Here is a 15,877-nt window from a genome sequence, read left to right on the forward strand (position 1 = left end):
CCGCAAAACCGCACGTACCGTCGAATGCATGACGCACACCGACGCGGGCGCCGAACTCGACCGCACGACGGCCCTGTCCCCGGCCGTGACCGGGCTGACCGCCGCCGAGGTCGCCGAGCGGGTGACGCGGGGCCAGGTCAACGACGTACCGGTGCGCAGCAGCCGGACCCTGGCGGAGATCGTCCGGGCGAACGTCTTCACCCGGTTCAACGCGATCATCGGTGTGCTCTGGGTGGTCATGCTGTTCGTCGCGCCGTTCCAGGACAGCCTGTTCGGGTACGTCATCCTCGCCAACACCGGGATCGGCATCATCCAGGAATGGCGGGCGAAGAAGACCCTCGACTCGCTCGCGGTGATCGGCGAGGCGAGGCCGACGGTACGGCGGGACGGGACCGCGACGCCGGTCAGCACCTCGGAGATCGTCCTCGACGACCTCATCGAGATCGGCCCCGGCGACAAGGCGGTGGTCGACGGGGAGGTCGTGGAGGCCGACGGCCTGGAGATCGACGAGTCACTGCTGACCGGCGAGGCCGACCCCGTGGTGAAGCGGCCCGGCGACCAGGTGATGTCCGGGAGCTTCGTGGTCGCCGGCGGCGGCGCCTTCAGGGCGACCAAGGTGGGCCGCGAGGCCTATGCCGCCCAGCTCGCCGAGGAGGCCTCCCGGTTCACCCTGGTCCACTCCGAACTGCGCTCCGGCATCTCCACGATCCTCAAGTACGTGACGTGGATGATGGTCCCGACCGCGATCGGCCTGGTCGTCAGCCAGCTGTTCGTGAAGGACAACGACCTCAAGGACTCCATCGCCCGGACGGTCGGCGGAATCGTGCCCATGGTCCCCGAGGGGCTCGTCCTCCTGACCTCGGTCGCCTTCGCCATCGGCGTCATCCGGCTTGGCCGGAAACAGGCCCTTGTCCAGGAACTCCCGGCCATCGAGGGCCTGGCCCGCGTCGACACGGTCTGCCTCGACAAGACCGGCACCCTCACCGAGGGCGGCATGGACGTCACCGAGCTCAGGCCGCTCGGGGGCGCCGACGAGTCGTACGTACGCAACGTCCTGGGCGCCCTCGGCGAGTCGGACCCGCGGCCGAACGCCTCCCTCCAGGCGATCATCGACGCCTACCCGGACGTCGAGGAGTGGCGCTGTACCGAGTCGCTCCCCTTTTCCTCCGCCCGCAGGTACAGCGGGGCCACCTTCAGCGAGGGCGACGGCGAGTCCAGTACCTGGCTGCTGGGGGCGCCGGACGTGCTCCTGCCCCCCGACGACCCCGCCCTCACCGAGACCGGGCGGCTCAACGAGCAGGGCCTCAGGGTGCTGCTGCTGGCCCGGGCCTCCCGTGACCTCGACGATCCCGAGGTCGCCCGGGGAGCACGGCCGACCGCCCTCGTCGTACTGGAACAGCGGCTGCGGCCCGACGCGGCCGACACCCTGCGGTACTTCGCCGAACAGAATGTCCGCGCCAAGGTCATCTCCGGCGACAACGCGGTGTCGGTCGGGGCGGTGGCGGCCAAGCTGGGGCTGAACGGCAGCGTGGTCGACGCGCGCCACCTGCCCGCCGACCCGGACGGGATGGCGAAGGCGCTCGACGAGGGCACGGTCTTCGGCCGGGTCACTCCGCAGCAGAAGCGGGACATGGTGGGGGCGCTGCAATCGCGCGGGCACACCGTCGCGATGACCGGTGACGGGGTCAACGACGTGCTCGCCCTGAAGGACGCCGACATCGGGGTCGCGATGGGCTCCGGGTCCGAGGCCACGCGGGCGGTCGCGCAGATCGTGCTGCTCGACAACAGCTTCGCGACGCTGCCATCCGTGGTCGCGGAGGGCCGCCGGGTCATCGGCAACATCACCCGGGTCGCGACCCTGTTCCTGGTGAAGACCGTCTACTCGGTGCTGCTCGCGGTCCTCGTGGTGTGCTGGCAGGTCGAATACCCCTTCCTGCCACGGCACTTGACGCTGCTGTCGACGCTGACGATCGGCGTCCCGGCCTTCTTCCTGGCCCTCGCGCCCAACACGGAACGCGCGCGACCGCACTTCGTGCGGCGGGTGATGCGGTACTCGATCCCGGGCGGGGTGGTGGCGGCGATCGCGACCTTCGTGACGTATCTGATCGCCCGTCACCACTACACGGGCGAGGGCTCGTTGGACGCGGAGACCAGCGCGGCGACCCTGACCCTGTTCCTGATCTCGATGTGGGTGCTGGCGATCATCGCCCGGCCGTACACGTGGTGGCGGCTCGCGCTCGTCGCGGCGATGGGCCTCGGGTTCGTACTGGTCCTGGCGGTGCCGTGGCTGCAGGACTTCTTCGCGCTGAAGCTGGTCGGGGTGACGATGCCGTGGATCGCGGTCGGTATCTCGGTGGTGGCGGCGGCCGTCCTGGAACTCCTGTGGAGGTGGGTCGACCGCCGCGTTCCCGCTTAGCGCTGGGCTTCAGCCGGGACGGGCCCGTTCTGCTTACTGGACGTCGACGAAGTCGCCTGCCGCGCTCACGGGCGAGGTCGTCGTCGTGCCCGCGAAGCTGTAGCGGTAGTAGCCGTCGGCCGTCGCCGTGGTCGTCGTCTTCAGCGTGCCCGTGGACGTCGTCTTGATGGTCTTCAGGGTCGTGTAGGTGCTGCTGCCCTTCTTGCGGAACTGGAGCTTCACCGGCTGGGTCGAGTAACCCGCGTACTTGTTGGTGTCCCAGTTCGCGCGGGCCAGCTTGCCCGTGACGGTGATGGTCTTGCCCTTCTTCACCGGCTCCGGGGAGGCGTCGGTGGTGAGGGTGGCCCGGCGCTGGAGGTGGGTGCTGCCGAGGTTGCCCTGCCAGGTGATCCCGTCATTGCTGGTGTTGACCGCGACGGCGCCCAGCTTCCAGGTACCCGCCTCGCTGCTGACCAGGTCGATGTCCTCGTCGGAGGACTTCGGGCGGAACTGGATCTTCGCCGAGCACTTCAGGACCGTCGACGAGGAGGCCGTGCAGGTGCCGGGGCCGTCACCGCCGAGCAGGTCGTCGGAGTCCAGGCTGAGCGTGGCGCCGCGGTACAGGACGGGCCCGGTCTGGAAGGAGCTGGCGCTCAGGTTCGCCGGCTTGGTCACGGTGTAGGTCGCCGAGACCGTCACCATGGACGTCGAACCGACGACGATGTTCTTGCCGCTGTTGACCTTCAGGTTGGAGAAGGTGACGGCGGGCCCGGCCGTGGCGGCCGAGGCGGACGGCACGGCGAGGGCGGAGAGTGCCACGGCGCCGGAGGCGACGAGGACGAGGGCGCGTATGCGCATGTGCGTTCCCCATGAGGAGAGAAGGATCTCGGAGTCTGATGACTCACTCCGTAGATCCGTGACTCAGGGGACTGGTTGTACGGGTGGGGCATGATTTTGGCCGCACATGCGCAACGCTTTACTTCTCTTCGACCTACTTGACGTCGACGAAGTCACCCGCGGCGTTGACCGCCGGGGTGGTGGAGGTGCCCGCGAAGCTCCAGCGGAAGAACCCGTCGACCGTGGCCTTGACCGTGGTCTTCAGATCACCCTTGTTGTTGGTCTTGACGGTCTTGAGGGTGGTGTAGGTGTCGGAGTCCTTCTTCCGGAACTGCAGCTTCGCCGGCTGGGACGTGTAACCGGCGTACTTGCGGGTCTCCCAGTTGGCGCGCGTCAGCTTGCCGGTGACGGTGATGGTCTTGCCCTTCTTCACCGGTTCCGGGGAGGCGTTGGCGGTGAGCTTGGAGAGGCGCTGGACCTTGTGGGTGCCGTAGAAGTCGTTCCAGTAGTCGGTGCCGGCCTCGTCGGCGGCCATCGCGGCGGCCGTCACGTGCCAGGTACCGGCCAGCGAGTTCATGTACAGCTCTCGGCTGAAATCGACCGTGATGGTGAGCTTGCAGGTCGAGGTGGTGGCGTTGACCGCGGTGCAGGTGGCGTTCTGCTCGTTCGGGGCGAACACGCCATCGACGTGGGCGTGGTCCCTGCCGTGCCACAGGTCGATGTACGCGTCCTGGATACCGGCGGAGTGGCTGGCGGTCAGCGACACGGCGAAGGTCTTGGTGCCGGTCGTACCGGCCACGATGCTCTTGCCGCCGTTGACCGTCACCTTGGAGACGACCGGCAGTTCCGCGTCGTCCGCGGCGGCGCTCATCGCGGCTCTGGAGACGCCGAAACGCTCCGCGGCGGTGGGTTTGTGCAGGCCCCCGTCATCGGCCTGTGCGACCGGGACGGCGAGGGCGGCGAGGACGAGACCGCCGGAGACGGCGGCCACGGTGGTGCGGATGCGCATGCGTTCCCCCAGGGACTGGTCGTGGAGCCTGGCGGCTCGTGGGGTCAGATGCGCGCCCGGGCCGACTCGTTGCACACCTGGTAAGAAATTTGTGTGAGCATCGTCTACAACATCACCCGTTACCCGAGGGACGGCGAGTTCCCCGACTCGTCCGTCGACGTCACCGCGGCCGGCGGGGCAGCCTGGGCAGAACTGCTGGCGACCCCGCTGGAGCAACTGGTCAACGTGTATCCGCTGACGCAGGAGCACGCCGAGCGTGTCCGGGACCTCACCGGCATCACGCTCGACCTGGAGACGTACGACTACTTCCTGGAACCGGAGCGGGACGGTTCCGCGTGAGACTCGCCATCTCCCGTTTCCCGAAGGACGGCGAGTTCCTCGACTCGTCCGTCGACGTCACCGCGGTCGGCGTGGACGTCCTCGCGGACCTCGTGGGGATTGCGCCGGACGAGTTGGTCGGGGATGTGCCGCTGACGGAGGAGCATGCCGAGCGTGTCCGGCAGTTGACCGGAGTCACGCTCGACCTGGAGAACTACGCATACTTCCTGGACCCCGGCTCCGGCTGAGCCGCTCAGTCGAACCAGCGGTCCCGCGCCAGTTCCTCCGTGCGGGTCGGGTCCTCCAGGAGGGCCGCCACCTCGAAGCGGCGGGGCCACTGGCGCGCCGCCCAGGCCAGGCCCGCTGCCACGCCCTCCAGGGTGGCCGCGTGCAGGACGCCGTCGTTCGTGAGGCGCCAGTCGATCTCCACGCAGTCGACGACGAGTTCCTCGTGCTCGACGTACGAGGCCGGGGTGCTCGCGCCCAGCAGGATCCGCACCGGCTCCGGGACCTCGTGCTCCGTGCCCTCGGAGTCGACGGAGCCGGTCACGGACTCGCTCAGTCGGCGGACCTGGAAGAGTTCGGCCAGTTCGGCGGCCCGGGACGGGCGGACCGGCAGCAGGGGGACGCCCTCGGTGAAGGGGAGAAGGTCCGGCGAGTCGACGACCACCGCGTCGGCCGCGTCCACGACCTCGACCCGGCCGTCGGTGACGGCCCGCAGCTCGTCGGGCAGGGTGACCTGTTCCGGGTCCAGGTCGGCCAACGCGCCGTAGAGCGCGTGCAGTTGGCCGGAGGACACCGGCCGCTCCGGGTCGGTCAGCCGGTCGAGGAGCTCCGCGGCGCCCCCCGGCTCCTCCAGCAGCGCGGCCACCGACGTCCGTACGCCCAGTGCCCGCAGGACCTGCTCGTCGTCGAACCCGGTCGCGTCCGCCTCCTCGTACAGGCCACGGAGCAGGGGGTCTCCCCCGGCCGCCAGCAGACCGGCGGGGCGGCGGCCGTCGAGCACCGGGTTCCCGCGCAGCCACCAGGCGGTGTACGGCCGTACGAGCTCGTGCGTGCCGTCCGGCAGGAGGATGCGGACCTGCTGGGTGAGAGCGTCCCTGAGCGGGGGCTGTGCGAGCAGGGCGAGGGCCTCGGGCCACTTGTCCTCGTCGACCAGGTCGAGATCGCGTACGGCGACCAGTTCGGTGGCGACCGGCGGTACCGGTGTGTCCGGGAAGCGGTCGAGGATGTCCTCGCACCACACGTCCACGGCGTCGAGGAGCCCGGCGTCGTCCGGCTGCGCGAAGTCGCCCTCGCGGGGCTCCAGTTCGTCGGGGTCGAGGACCACGTCGGTGGCCCGGACCAGGGCGAAGTTGGCGAGCACTCCGCACGCGGCGAGGGGCTGTTCGCCCCACTTCCCGGCCAGCTCGGCGTCCACGTAGGCGAGTTCGTCCTCGCGCATGACCTGGGCGAACGGGCTGCCGGGGAGGACGAGTTCACCGGCGGGGACCAGTTCCCCCTCCTCGTCGGGCAGGGCGAGCGCGCCCAGCCACGGCTCGTCGCCGGGCTCCAGGCCCGCGTCCCGGACGAGCGCGAGGACGGTGTCGGCCAACTCCTCGGCGTCCGGGGTGTCCTCCTCCCAGCTCATGCCGCCGTCGTCGTCCAGGGAGGCGGCCACGGCGGCCCGCACCTGGGGCGTGGTGAGCACCGCGCGCGGAGTCGCCGGCAGTGCGCCCAGCTTCTCCAGGAGCGGGTGGGCGGCGTCCGGGTGGGCGACCTTGAGGCCGAGCCGGGCGAGGATCTCGGGGTCGATCAGGGGCCCGTCCGAGGTGGGCAGGAGCACCTGCCGGGGCCCGACCGTCGTACGTCCGTCGGCCAGCGGCACGGGAAGGCCGGAGAGCCGGTCGGGGTCGACGCCCGCGAGGCTGTCGTAGAGCCGCTGCCACCACTCCGGTTCCTTCTCCAGGCCCGCGAGCCGGTCGACGGCCTCCGTCAGCGGGACCCGGGCGACGCCCAACGTCCGCAGCTCGACGCGTCGTTCGAGACCGGCGGGCAGCAGCGTGGGCAGCACCTCGGCGAGCACCCGTACGGTGTCGGCGCCCGCGCCCTCGACGACCTCGGCCTCGCGCGGACGCAGGACCTCCGGCAGTTCCGAGTCGTCACCGGGCTTCAGGGCGGGCGGCAGGAACGCGGTGCGCGGCAGCCGTTCCAGGATCGCCTGCCGCAGCGCCCCGTCCAGCTCGCCCTTGCCCAGCGGGCCGGGTACCAGCGCGATGATCCCCTCGCTCACCGGGCGCCAGCCGGCGAGGAGTTCGGTGTACACGTCCGCCGCGCGCTGCACGAGGAAGTCGGTGAGCGGTCCGGGCGCCGTGTGCCGGCGGGTGGTGTCCAGCGGGAAGGAGGCGATGAGCAGCGCGGGGACACCGAGCGGTTCGTCGCTGGGCGTGGGTGCGTGCACGACGGGGCTGGTGCGGGGGTGGGCCGGGGTGCCGTCGGGGTCGGCGGGCACGGCCCAGGTGAGCGACCAGTGCGGCCGCAGCCGCTCCTCGACCGGCCGGCCGGCGAGCAGTTCGGGAGTGAGCGGCCCGTGCGCGGACGCCGTACGCCACCGGGTCGTGCCGTCCCGCGAGTCCTCCACGACCGTGAGGTCGCCCTCGGTGCGGCGGCTGATCGTGCGGGTCGTGTCCGTCTCGATCACGACCTCCTCCAGGCCCGGGAGGGCGAGGAGGAGGGCGTCGTCGACGGCGTGCAGAAGACGCTCGGCCAGGTCCGCGGCGGCGGTGTCGCGCAGCGGGAGGATGACGACCGTGTCGTAGGGGTCGGGCGCGCTGCCCTCGGCGGCGAACGGGAGCCGCAGCAGCGGGACATGGCCGTCGCGACGGCGGATCTCGTCCCCGAGCCCGGGGCTGTGGCGGGCGGTCTCGGCGGCGTGATGGCGGGCCTCGCCGAGGGACCAGCGGACCCCGCCGTGGCGGCCGACGACGGCGGGCTCGTCGGTGACGGCGAGGACGGCGGCGAAGCCGACGCCGAAGCGGCCGATCGAACCGTCCGCGTTGTCGCGCTTGGCGGAGGCACGCAGCGTGGAGAGGGACTCGACACCGGCCGCGTCCAGCGGGGCGCCGGTGTTGGCCGCGAACAGGACGCCCTCGCGGAGGGTGAGCCGCAGCCGTCCCGGCACGCCCGCCCTGGCCGCCGCGTCGGCCGCGTTCTGCGCGAGTTCGACGACGAGCCGGTCCCGGTACCCGCCGAGGACGAGGTCCTCCTCGGCGTTGGCGTCCTCCCGGAACCGGGCCGGGCTGGTCGCCCAGGCGTCCAGCACCCCTCGCCTGAGACGGGCGGTCCCGAACGGGTCGGCACCCTCGGCAGCGGGCCGCACGAACTTGCTCACGTTCACACTCTCCTCGTCGGCGTGACGATGAAGGTACCGCGACGAGCGGAGAGGGAAACTCCGCCCCTGCGGCCCACGCCCCGGCACGGAGGAGAACCGGATTCCCGGGGCGGCGAAGCACGGGTGAAAGCCCGAACGTCACCGCGCGCCAGCGGCGAAGGGCCGCGCCCCTGAGCGGGCGCCCCTCCTACGAGTGACCCGATTCCGCCGCGTCCTACGAGTGGCCCAGCTCCGCCGCGTCCTCGTCCGCGAGGACCGGCACCGACCCGGAGTCCGGTGCCGGGCGGAGCGGGAACGGGTCGACTCGGGTCTCGTCGATCACCGGCGGGGGCGGCTGCGGAGGCTTGGGCATGACGGCCGCTTCCGAGTGGCCCCCGCAGCCGTAGGACAGGGAGACCACGCGGCCGTCCGCGGGGGCGAACTCGTTCGCGCACAGGCCGAAGGCCTGGCCCAGCGAACCGCCCAGCGGGACCAGGAAGCCGCAGCTGACGCAGGGCGCCGGGGCCGCCTGGGCCATCGGCGTCTGCGCGCCGAAGGACTCCTCCCAGCGGTCGGCGGCGACATGGAGGCCGTAGCGGGACAGGACCCGGGCCCGGCGCATGCCCAGTTCCTCGGCGACGGCGGCGATCGAGCCGCGGGTCGGGGCCACCGGAAGGTTCGAGGGGGTGCCCGCGGTGAGCTCCGCGTCCTCCGCCTCGACCAGCTCGGCCATCTCCTCGGAGACGGGCGCGCTCGGCAGCGGCTCGTCCTCGCCGGTGTAGCCGGGCTCCAGGCGCAGGTCCTCGGCGTCGGTGGGCAGGAGATCGCCGGGGCCCATGTCCCCGGGGCGCAGGCGTTCGCTCCACGGCACCCACTCCGGCGCGAGCAGCGCGTCCGGGCCGGGCAGCAGGACGACCTCGTCCAGCGTCACCAGCTTCGCGCGGGAGGCGCGCGCCACCGTCACGGCCCAGCGCCAGCCCCGGTACCCGAGCTCCTTGCACTCGAAGAAGTGCGTGACGACACGGTCTCCCTCGGAGACCAGTCCCGCGTGCTCGCCCACCACACCGGGCGCGGCGGCCTCCTCGGCGGCGGCACGGGCGAGGTCGACGGCCTCGGCGCACAGGCGGTCGGGGGTGCGGCTTCGCGTTGTCGCTGCGCTCACAGGTATCGCTTCTCTCCTACGCCGTCACTCGGGTGCGCCGGCCTGAAGGCGGTGGGTGCGGACGGAGCGGACCGGAGGACCGCGTCGACGTCCGCGCCCGATCGCGCTCGGGCGCACCTGCTCCCATCCATTCTGCGGGATGCCGGAGAGGCGCGCGGCCGAGAACGTTCGCCACGGCGCGCTACGCACGCTACCTGTTCGCCGCCGCTCGGCCTACACCGACGTGATGGTTCATTGCCTCCGGCAGGTCTCCAGTGGGCCTCCAGGGGCACTTCATATGCGCTCATACGCGCGGTAACCGCACTACTCACAGCTTTCTCGGGGCACTATGACGGGGTGGCAGCCTCGAGGACACACCAGGGAGCCACCGGGATCGGTGGCGGTACGGGCCGGATGACAGGGTCCGTGCGCGCTGTCGGCCGCGCCCTGCACTCCCCCTTCACCGGAACAGCCCGCGGCATCCGCAAAGCGACCCATGCGCACGGGGCGGGCGAGTCCGGCCTCGGCAAGCTGATCGAACTGCACGCCGTCAACGGCGCGGGGGACGTGATGATCACCGTCGCCCTCGCCTCGACGGTGTTCTTCTCGGTGCCGACCGACGAGGCCCGTGGGCGCGTCGCCCTGTACCTCGCCATCACCATGGCGCCCTTCACCGTCCTCGCGCCCGTGATCGGCCCGCTCCTGGACCGCCTCCCGCACGGCCGCCGTGCCGCCATGGCGGGCGCCATGCTCGCCCGGGCGATGCTCGCGCTGATCATCTCCGGGGCGGTCGCCACGGGCAGCCTGGAGCTGTATCCGGCGGCCCTCGGCGTACTCGTGGCCTCCAAGGCGTACGGCGTCGTCAGAAGCGCGGTCGTGCCCCGGCTGCTCCCGCCGCGCTTCTCCCTCGTCAAGGCGAACTCCCGCGTCACCCTCGGCGGCCTCCTCGCCACCGGCATCGCGGCTCCCGTCGGCGCCGGGCTCCAGGCCATCGGACCGCGCTGGCCGCTCTACGGCGCCTTCGTGATCTTCATCGCCGGCACGTTCCTGTCCTTCTCCCTGCCACCGAAGGTCGACTCGGCCAAGGGCGAGGACGTGGCACTGCTCGCCGCCGACGAGGAACACCTGCACGGACCGCACCTCAAGGAGGTCAAGCGGCCCGGGCTGCGCACGGTCGGCACCGCCGTCACCCACGCCCTCGGCGCGAACGCCGCCCTGCGCTGGCTCTCCGGCTTCCTCACCTTCTTCCTCGCCTTCCTGCTGCGCGAGCATCCGCTGACCGGCGAGAGCGCGGCCGTCTCCCTGGGCCTGGTGGCCGTGTCGGCGGGCGTGGGCAACGCGCTCGGCACGGCGGTCGGCGCCTGGCTCAGATCGAGAGCGCCGGAGATCATCATCCTGACCGTGGTGGCCATCGTGCTGGGCGCGGCGATCACGGCGGCGATCTTCTTCGGGGCGTTCCTGGTGGCGTGTCTGGCGGCGGTCGCCGGGTTCTCGCAGGCCCTGTCCAAGCTGTCCCTGGACGCGCTGATCCAGCGGGACGTGCCCGAACTGGTCCGCACCTCGGCGTTCGCCCGCTCCGAGACGCTGCTCCAGGTGGCCTGGGTGTTCGGCGGCGCCGTCGGCATCGTGATGCCGCTCAACGGCTACCTCGGCCTCTCGGTGGCCGCCGCGGTGGTCGCCACGGGCTGGCTGGCCACCGCGAGGGGCCTGCTCAGCTCGGCCCGGCACGGCAGCTCCCCCAGGGCGCGAGTGGCCTAACCCGGCCCCCCACGCACGGCACGCCGTACCCCGCATAGGAGGACCGTAGGACGTGCCCGATAACCTTCCGCCATGACCACGCTGCAATCCGCTGTGCGACGCCGCCGCGCCGTCGCCGCCGCCGGCCTCGTTTCCGCCGGACTGCTCGTCCTGTCGGCCTGCGACAAGCCGACGCCGCGCGTCACCGTCACGGTCGGTTCGACCTCGGTGAGCTCCGAGGCCGTCTGCTACGACGACGGCAACGACCTCGGCCAGGCGAAGGCCGCCAAGTGCGCCCTGGAGAAGTCGGACGTCAAGACGATCAAGGTCAAGCAGAGCGAGACCCTGCGCGTCGGCGTCGACCAGAAGATCGCGGACACCGGCTGGGCCCTGTGGATCAACGGCCAGCAGATGACCTACGTGTACAAGAAGTCGTACTACGCCTTCGACGGCGTCGACCTCTTCGCCCAGCAGCAGGGCCAGGCCCCGCAGAAGACGCTGTACATCAGCATCGTCGAGCAGGACAAGCAGTCCTCCGGCCAGAGCAAGGCGTACAAGGGCGTGTGGAACTTCAAGCTGGAGAACTCCGACTACTGATCCGCCGTATCCCGATGCGCATCCTCGTGGCCACCGCCGTCCCGGTCGAACGGGACGCGGTGGCCCGTGCGTTCGCGGGCCCGTCGCCTGCCCTCGACGTCCTCGCCGTGGGGGTGGGGCCCGCCCTCGCCGCCGCCTCCACCGCCACCGCGCTCACCCGGGCCGCACTGGAGGGCGTTCCCTACGGACTCGTGGTCTCCGCCGGGATCGCGGGCGGCTTCCTGCCGCACGCGCCGGTCGGCTCCCTCGTCGTCGCCGACGAGATCACCGCCGCCGACCTCGGGGCCGAGACCGCCGACGGGTTCGTGCCGGTGACCGAGCTGGGGTTCGGGACCGTCACCCACCGTCCGCCCGGAACACTCGTACGGGCCGCCGTGGCCGCGACCGGGGCGCGGGCCGGTGCCGTGCTCACCGTCTCCACGGTGACCGGTACGGCCGCCCGCGCCACCGCCCTGCGGGAACGCCATCCCACCGCCCTCGCCGAGGCCATGGAGGGCTTCGGGGTCGCCGAGGCGGCCGGGGCGCACGGCGTGCCCGTGCTGGAGATCCGTGCCGTCTCCAACCCGGTCGGTCCGCGCGACCGGGCCGCCTGGCGCATCGGCGACGCGCTCGCGGCCCTGACGGAGGGGTTCGGGAAGCTGACGCCCGTACTGGAGAGTTGGAAACACCATGACGACGACTGAGCCGCTGCAGATCGCTTACTCCCCCTGCCCGAACGACACGTTCGTCTTCGACGCCGTCGCGCACGGCCGGGTGCCCGGGGCGCCCGCGCTGGACGTGACCTTCGCCGACATCGACATCACCAACGGGATGGCGGAGCGCGGTGAGTTCGATGTGCTGAAGGTGTCGTACGCCGTGCTGCCCTACGTCCTCGACGAGTACGCGCTGCTGCCCTGCGGGGGTGCGCTGGGGCGGGGGTGCGGGCCGCTGGTGCTGACGCGGGAGGCCGAAGTGGACCTCACCGGGCGTACCGTCGCCGTGCCGTCGGAGAGGTCGACGGCGTATCTGCTGTTCCGGTTGTGGGCGGCGGACGTCCTGGGGGGCGGGGTCGGGGAGATCGTCGTGATGCCGTTCCACGAGATCATGCCCGCCGTGCGGGACGGTCGCGTGGACGCGGGGCTCGTCATCCACGAGGCGCGGTTCACGTACGGGAACTACGGGCTGCACAAGCTCGCGGACATGGGCGAGCACTGGGAGTCGACGACCGGGCTGCCGATTCCGCTGGGTGCGATCATCGCGAAGCGGTCGCTGGGCGTGGAGCGGCTGTCGTTGCTCGCCGAGTCCATCCGTACGTCCGTGCGGGCCGCTTGGGACGAGCCCGAGGTTTCCCGGCCCTATGTCATGGAACACGCGCAGGAGATGGATCCCGCGGTCGCCGATCAGCACATTGGTTTGTACGTCAACGAGTTCACCGCGGACCTCGGAGAAGACGGATATGCGGCGATTCGAGGGCTGTTGACCCGGGCGGCCGCGGAAGGTCTTGTGCCTGCTTTGAAGCCCGACGCGTTGTCGTTTATCTGAGGCGCTTCGGGGCGTTCGGCCATTGGGCCAGTTTCAACATTCCCAGGACCCGGTGGATCAGGAAGCCCGCCAGCGGGAGTTCCACGCACACCGCCAATGCCACCGACCACCAGACGTCCGGGGTGCCCAGGGCCAGCGACACGTCGAACCACGCGTCGCAGACCAGCAGGGCACCCGTCGACACGGCCGCCACCACGACCCCCCGGTGGTGACGCCAGCCGAGCACGGCCGTGGCGCCCATCGCGAGGAGAAGCAGCACGTCGAAGCCGACCCAGGTGGTGCGCCACTGACGGACCGTGTACCCGCTGGGCAGCGTGAAGGCCAGCAGGACCGTCCACGGGACCAGGCCTATGGCGCAGACGGTCAGCAGTTCCAGGGTGTGGCGCCGCTGCCGCCGGATGTGCTCCAGCAGCTGGGGGGACGGCGCCTCGGTCCGTATGTCGCTCACTAGACGTCGAGTTGGTCGGCGACCGCTCGCAGCAGACCGGCGATCTTCCCGCCGGCGGCCTTGTCGGGATAACGGCCGCGCTCCAGCATCGGCGTGATGTTCTCCAGGAGGGTCGTCAGATCCTGCACGATGGAGGCCAGTTCGTCCGGCTTCTTGCGCGTCGCCGCCGCGACCGAGGGGGTCGGGTCCAGGATGGCCACGGAGAGGGCCTGGTCGCCCCGCTGCCCGGCGACCACTCCGAACTCCACCCGCTGCCCGGGCTTCAGCGTCTCGACTCCGGCGGGGAGGACCGAGGAATGGACGAAGACGTCACCGCCGTCGTCGCGGGAGAGAAAGCCGAAGCCCTTCTCACTGTTGAACCACTTGACTTTGCCGGTAGGCACGTCTGTCCTCGTCCTCGTACTCGTCGGAAAACTGCTTCTGAAACGGCTCTTGATAGCACTGGGGCGGGTCGTCGGGACCCGCCGGTACCAAGGCTAATGGTCTTCAGGCCGGTGACAAGACGTCGCCCGGTTGTTCCTTCGCGCAGGGAACTACCCTGGTCCGGTGCGTGACAAAACCCAAACGAATTCCGCCGCTCCCGGTGACCGACTGATCCGTGCCGGAGCCATCGTGTTCTTCGTCGGTGCGGTGGCCACTCTGGTCACCGTGGCCCCGTTCCTGCTCGGAACGACGCCTTTTCCGACATACATGTTCGGATTGAGCATGCTCATGGCCGTCGGATTCGTCGTGGCCGGTGCCGGCGTCCTGCAATCCGTGGCGGCGGGAAGGCGTCAGGCACGGACCGGACGTCAGCAGCCGTCGTAGTCCGAAAACCACTCCCCGAACTCCGTCAGGTCGGTCAGCACCACGTCCGCACCGGCCTCGGTCAGTTCCGCCGCGCTGCACGGCCCGGTGGCCACCGCGACCGACACCGCGTCGGCCCTGCGCGCGCCCCGGACGTCGCCGACATGGTCGCCGACGTACACGCGCGCGCCGTGCTCGAGCAGCGCGTCCGCCTTCTGCTCGGCCCACAGGTTGCCGATCACCGCGTCGGGCTCCATGCCCAGGTGCTTCATGTGCAGCCTGGCGTTGGGCTCCCACTTGGCCGTCACGACGATCGCCCGCCCGCCGGCGGACTGCACGGCGCGTATGGCCTCGCGGGCGCCGGGCATCGCCTGGGTGCCGGTGATGGCGTACGACGGGTAGAGCTCGCGGTAGAGGTCCGCCATCGCCGGGACCTGGTCCGCCGGGAACCAGTACGCCATCTCCTCCGCCAGCGGCGGTCCGAGCCGACTGACCACCAGGTCGGCGTCGACGTACGTCCCGGTCCGCTCGGCCAGTTCCACCCAGCAGGCGTGGATCCCGGGGCGGGAGTCGATGAGCGTCATGTCGAGGTCGAAGCCGACGGTCGGCGCGGAGGTGCTTGTAGAGGCCATATGAGCCATTGTGCCCAAGCGGTACGACCGCCGGACAACGATTTCCGGTGATCTACCGCTGCCGCTGCGAGCGCCACACCAGGAACAGCGCCGACGCCACGGCCGCCCCTCGCACGACCCATGGCCAGGTCTCGGCGACCGCGTCGTTCAGGTGTCCCTGGGCGATCGGCTCGCCCCAGCGGCCCTCGTTCCTCCCCCACAGCCAGACGACCCCGGCGGTGAGCGAGAGGCTCGGCAGGAACACGACGGCCCATTTGGTCTCGGCGTCGGACAGCCGGCGCGAGGCCCACGCGATGAGCCAGCCGACGACGAGGACGAGCAGGTTGCCGAGCACGGCACCGGCGACGAGAAGGGCGGCGGCGAGGAGGAGAAGGGGGTTGCTCCAGCTCCCGGCGCGCAGGAAGGGGCGTCGGCGGACGGGGACGGCCTCGACGACCGGCTCCGCGACCTTGGCGGCCTTCCTGGGCTTCCACCAGGCCGTCCGGGCCTTCACCACCGGCACGGGCGCCGTCTGCTCCACGGCGGGCGCGGGCTCGGGCTTCTTCTCCTCCTTGGGCGGCGGGGGCTTCAGCAGCTCCGGAATCTCCACGCCGCCCACGAACCCCGGCACGCTGTCCCCGACGCCGAACGGACTGCTGTCCACCCGCCACCAGTCGGGTTGGGTCGCGCTGTCGCCGAGTTCGTCCAGGCCGGCCAGGTGGGGCCCGTGGGACGTGTCGCGGTCGGGGGCGGGGGCGGGCTGCGGCGGGGTGCCGGGGCGCGGCCGGGGGACGACCTTCCGCAGCCCCTTGGGCCGCTCGGTCTCCTCCGACTCCCGGTCCCGCTGCACGGGCATGGCGACGACCGGCGCCTGCAGGGCGCTGCCCGCCGTGCCCCCGGCTGCGGTGACCACCTCGTCGGGACTGCCCAGCTTGGCGAGGATCCGGCGGACGGCGGCCGGCGAGTCCACGGTGACCTTGGCGCGCCGCCGGTCGATCTCGTTGCGCAGTTCCGAGACGAGCCGCATACGGGTCGACGACGGCAACTGCCGCTGCTGCGCGACATCGCCGACGCGGCTCAGATACTCGTAGACGACCTGATCGCTCTCGATACCCACGAAGTCCCCTC

General features: G+C 71.3%; 16 protein-coding genes. 8 read left to right on the forward strand and 8 right to left on the reverse strand.

Annotated elements, in window-relative coordinates; translation table 11 throughout:
- Nucleotides 1-28: 28 nt before the first annotated feature.
- Entirely contained in the window at nucleotides 29-2,416 is a 2,388-nt protein-coding gene (locus ABZT02_RS30290; RefSeq protein WP_356023014.1) for a cation-translocating P-type ATPase, read from the forward strand.
- 33 nt (nucleotides 2,417-2,449) lie between these two features.
- Here ABZT02_RS30290 and ABZT02_RS30295 read toward each other — a convergent pair whose 3' ends face one another.
- On the reverse strand, nucleotides 2,450-3,253 hold the full coding sequence (locus tag ABZT02_RS30295) for a hypothetical protein (RefSeq protein WP_356023016.1): 804 nt from the start codon (nucleotides 3,251-3,253) through the stop codon (nucleotides 2,450-2,452).
- A 133-nt stretch (nucleotides 3,254-3,386) separates the two neighbouring features.
- Complete coding sequence (locus ABZT02_RS30300; protein WP_356023018.1) at nucleotides 3,387-4,241, reverse strand: DUF5707 domain-containing protein; 855 nt, start codon at nucleotides 4,239-4,241, stop codon at nucleotides 3,387-3,389.
- Between the two features lie 93 nt (nucleotides 4,242-4,334).
- Here ABZT02_RS30300 and ABZT02_RS30305 point away from each other — a divergent pair, with 93 nt between their 5' ends.
- Complete coding sequence (locus tag ABZT02_RS30305) at nucleotides 4,335-4,580, forward strand: hypothetical protein (protein ID WP_356023021.1); 246 nt, start codon at nucleotides 4,335-4,337, stop codon at nucleotides 4,578-4,580.
- Entirely contained in the window at nucleotides 4,577-4,807 is a 231-nt protein-coding gene (locus tag ABZT02_RS30310) for a hypothetical protein (RefSeq protein WP_356023023.1), read from the forward strand. The genes ABZT02_RS30305 and ABZT02_RS30310 overlap by 4 nt, the downstream gene beginning before the upstream one ends.
- A 5-nt stretch (nucleotides 4,808-4,812) precedes the next feature.
- Here ABZT02_RS30310 and ABZT02_RS30315 read toward each other — a convergent pair whose 3' ends face one another.
- Complete coding sequence (locus ABZT02_RS30315; RefSeq protein ID WP_356023026.1) at nucleotides 4,813-7,929, reverse strand: molecular chaperone Hsp90; 3,117 nt, start codon at nucleotides 7,927-7,929, stop codon at nucleotides 4,813-4,815.
- A 214-nt stretch (nucleotides 7,930-8,143) separates the two neighbouring features.
- Nucleotides 8,144-9,070, reverse strand: coding sequence for a DUF3027 domain-containing protein (locus tag ABZT02_RS30320; RefSeq protein WP_356023028.1), 927 nt, complete (start codon nucleotides 9,068-9,070; stop codon nucleotides 8,144-8,146).
- Nucleotides 9,071-9,463: 393 nt separating this feature from the next.
- On the opposite strand from ABZT02_RS30320, the gene ABZT02_RS30325 reads away from it, so the two are divergent.
- From ABZT02_RS30325 to ABZT02_RS30340, 4 genes are all read left to right on the forward strand, one after another.
- Complete coding sequence (locus ABZT02_RS30325) at nucleotides 9,464-10,807, forward strand: MFS transporter (RefSeq protein ID WP_356023031.1); 1,344 nt, start codon at nucleotides 9,464-9,466, stop codon at nucleotides 10,805-10,807.
- 72 nt (nucleotides 10,808-10,879) lie between these two features.
- Entirely contained in the window at nucleotides 10,880-11,383 is a 504-nt protein-coding gene (locus tag ABZT02_RS30330; RefSeq protein ID WP_356023033.1) for a hypothetical protein, read from the forward strand.
- 14 nt (nucleotides 11,384-11,397) lie between these two features.
- Nucleotides 11,398-12,066 carry a futalosine hydrolase gene (locus ABZT02_RS30335; RefSeq protein WP_356023035.1) on the forward strand — a complete coding sequence of 223 codons (669 nt, stop codon included), beginning with the start codon at nucleotides 11,398-11,400 and terminating at the stop codon, nucleotides 12,064-12,066.
- Nucleotides 12,053-12,904, forward strand: a complete 852-nt coding sequence (locus tag ABZT02_RS30340) for a 1,4-dihydroxy-6-naphthoate synthase (protein ID WP_356023038.1) — start codon at nucleotides 12,053-12,055, stop codon at nucleotides 12,902-12,904. The genes ABZT02_RS30335 and ABZT02_RS30340 overlap by 14 nt, the downstream gene beginning before the upstream one ends.
- Here ABZT02_RS30340 and ABZT02_RS30345 read toward each other — a convergent pair.
- Nucleotides 12,897-13,352, reverse strand: a complete 456-nt coding sequence (locus ABZT02_RS30345; protein ID WP_356023040.1) for a hypothetical protein — start codon at nucleotides 13,350-13,352, stop codon at nucleotides 12,897-12,899. The two genes, ABZT02_RS30340 and ABZT02_RS30345, sit on opposite strands and share 8 nt — an antisense overlap.
- Complete coding sequence (locus ABZT02_RS30350) at nucleotides 13,352-13,735, reverse strand: cold-shock protein (RefSeq protein ID WP_007382863.1); 384 nt, start codon at nucleotides 13,733-13,735, stop codon at nucleotides 13,352-13,354. Before ABZT02_RS30350 ends, ABZT02_RS30345 begins: the two co-directional genes overlap by 1 nt.
- A gap of 163 nt (nucleotides 13,736-13,898) precedes the next feature.
- On the opposite strand from ABZT02_RS30350, the gene ABZT02_RS30355 reads away from it, so the two are divergent.
- A complete protein-coding gene (locus ABZT02_RS30355) occupies nucleotides 13,899-14,159 on the forward strand; it encodes a hypothetical protein (protein WP_356023042.1) in 261 nt (86 codons plus the stop codon).
- Here the strand turns inward: ABZT02_RS30355 and ABZT02_RS30360 are convergent.
- A complete protein-coding gene (locus ABZT02_RS30360; RefSeq protein WP_356023044.1) occupies nucleotides 14,144-14,770 on the reverse strand; it encodes a haloacid dehalogenase-like hydrolase in 627 nt (208 codons plus the stop codon). The genes ABZT02_RS30355 and ABZT02_RS30360 overlap by 16 nt on opposite strands.
- Before the next feature lie 52 nt (nucleotides 14,771-14,822).
- The gene (locus ABZT02_RS30365; protein ID WP_356023047.1) at nucleotides 14,823-15,866 is read right to left on the reverse strand and encodes a hypothetical protein; all 1,044 of its coding nucleotides are present in this window, start codon (nucleotides 15,864-15,866) and stop codon (nucleotides 14,823-14,825) included.
- Nucleotides 15,867-15,877 lie beyond the last annotated feature (11 nt).

This window comes from Streptomyces sp. NPDC005402, assembly GCF_040606575.1.
Taxonomy (GTDB): domain Bacteria; phylum Actinomycetota; class Actinomycetes; order Streptomycetales; family Streptomycetaceae; genus Streptomyces.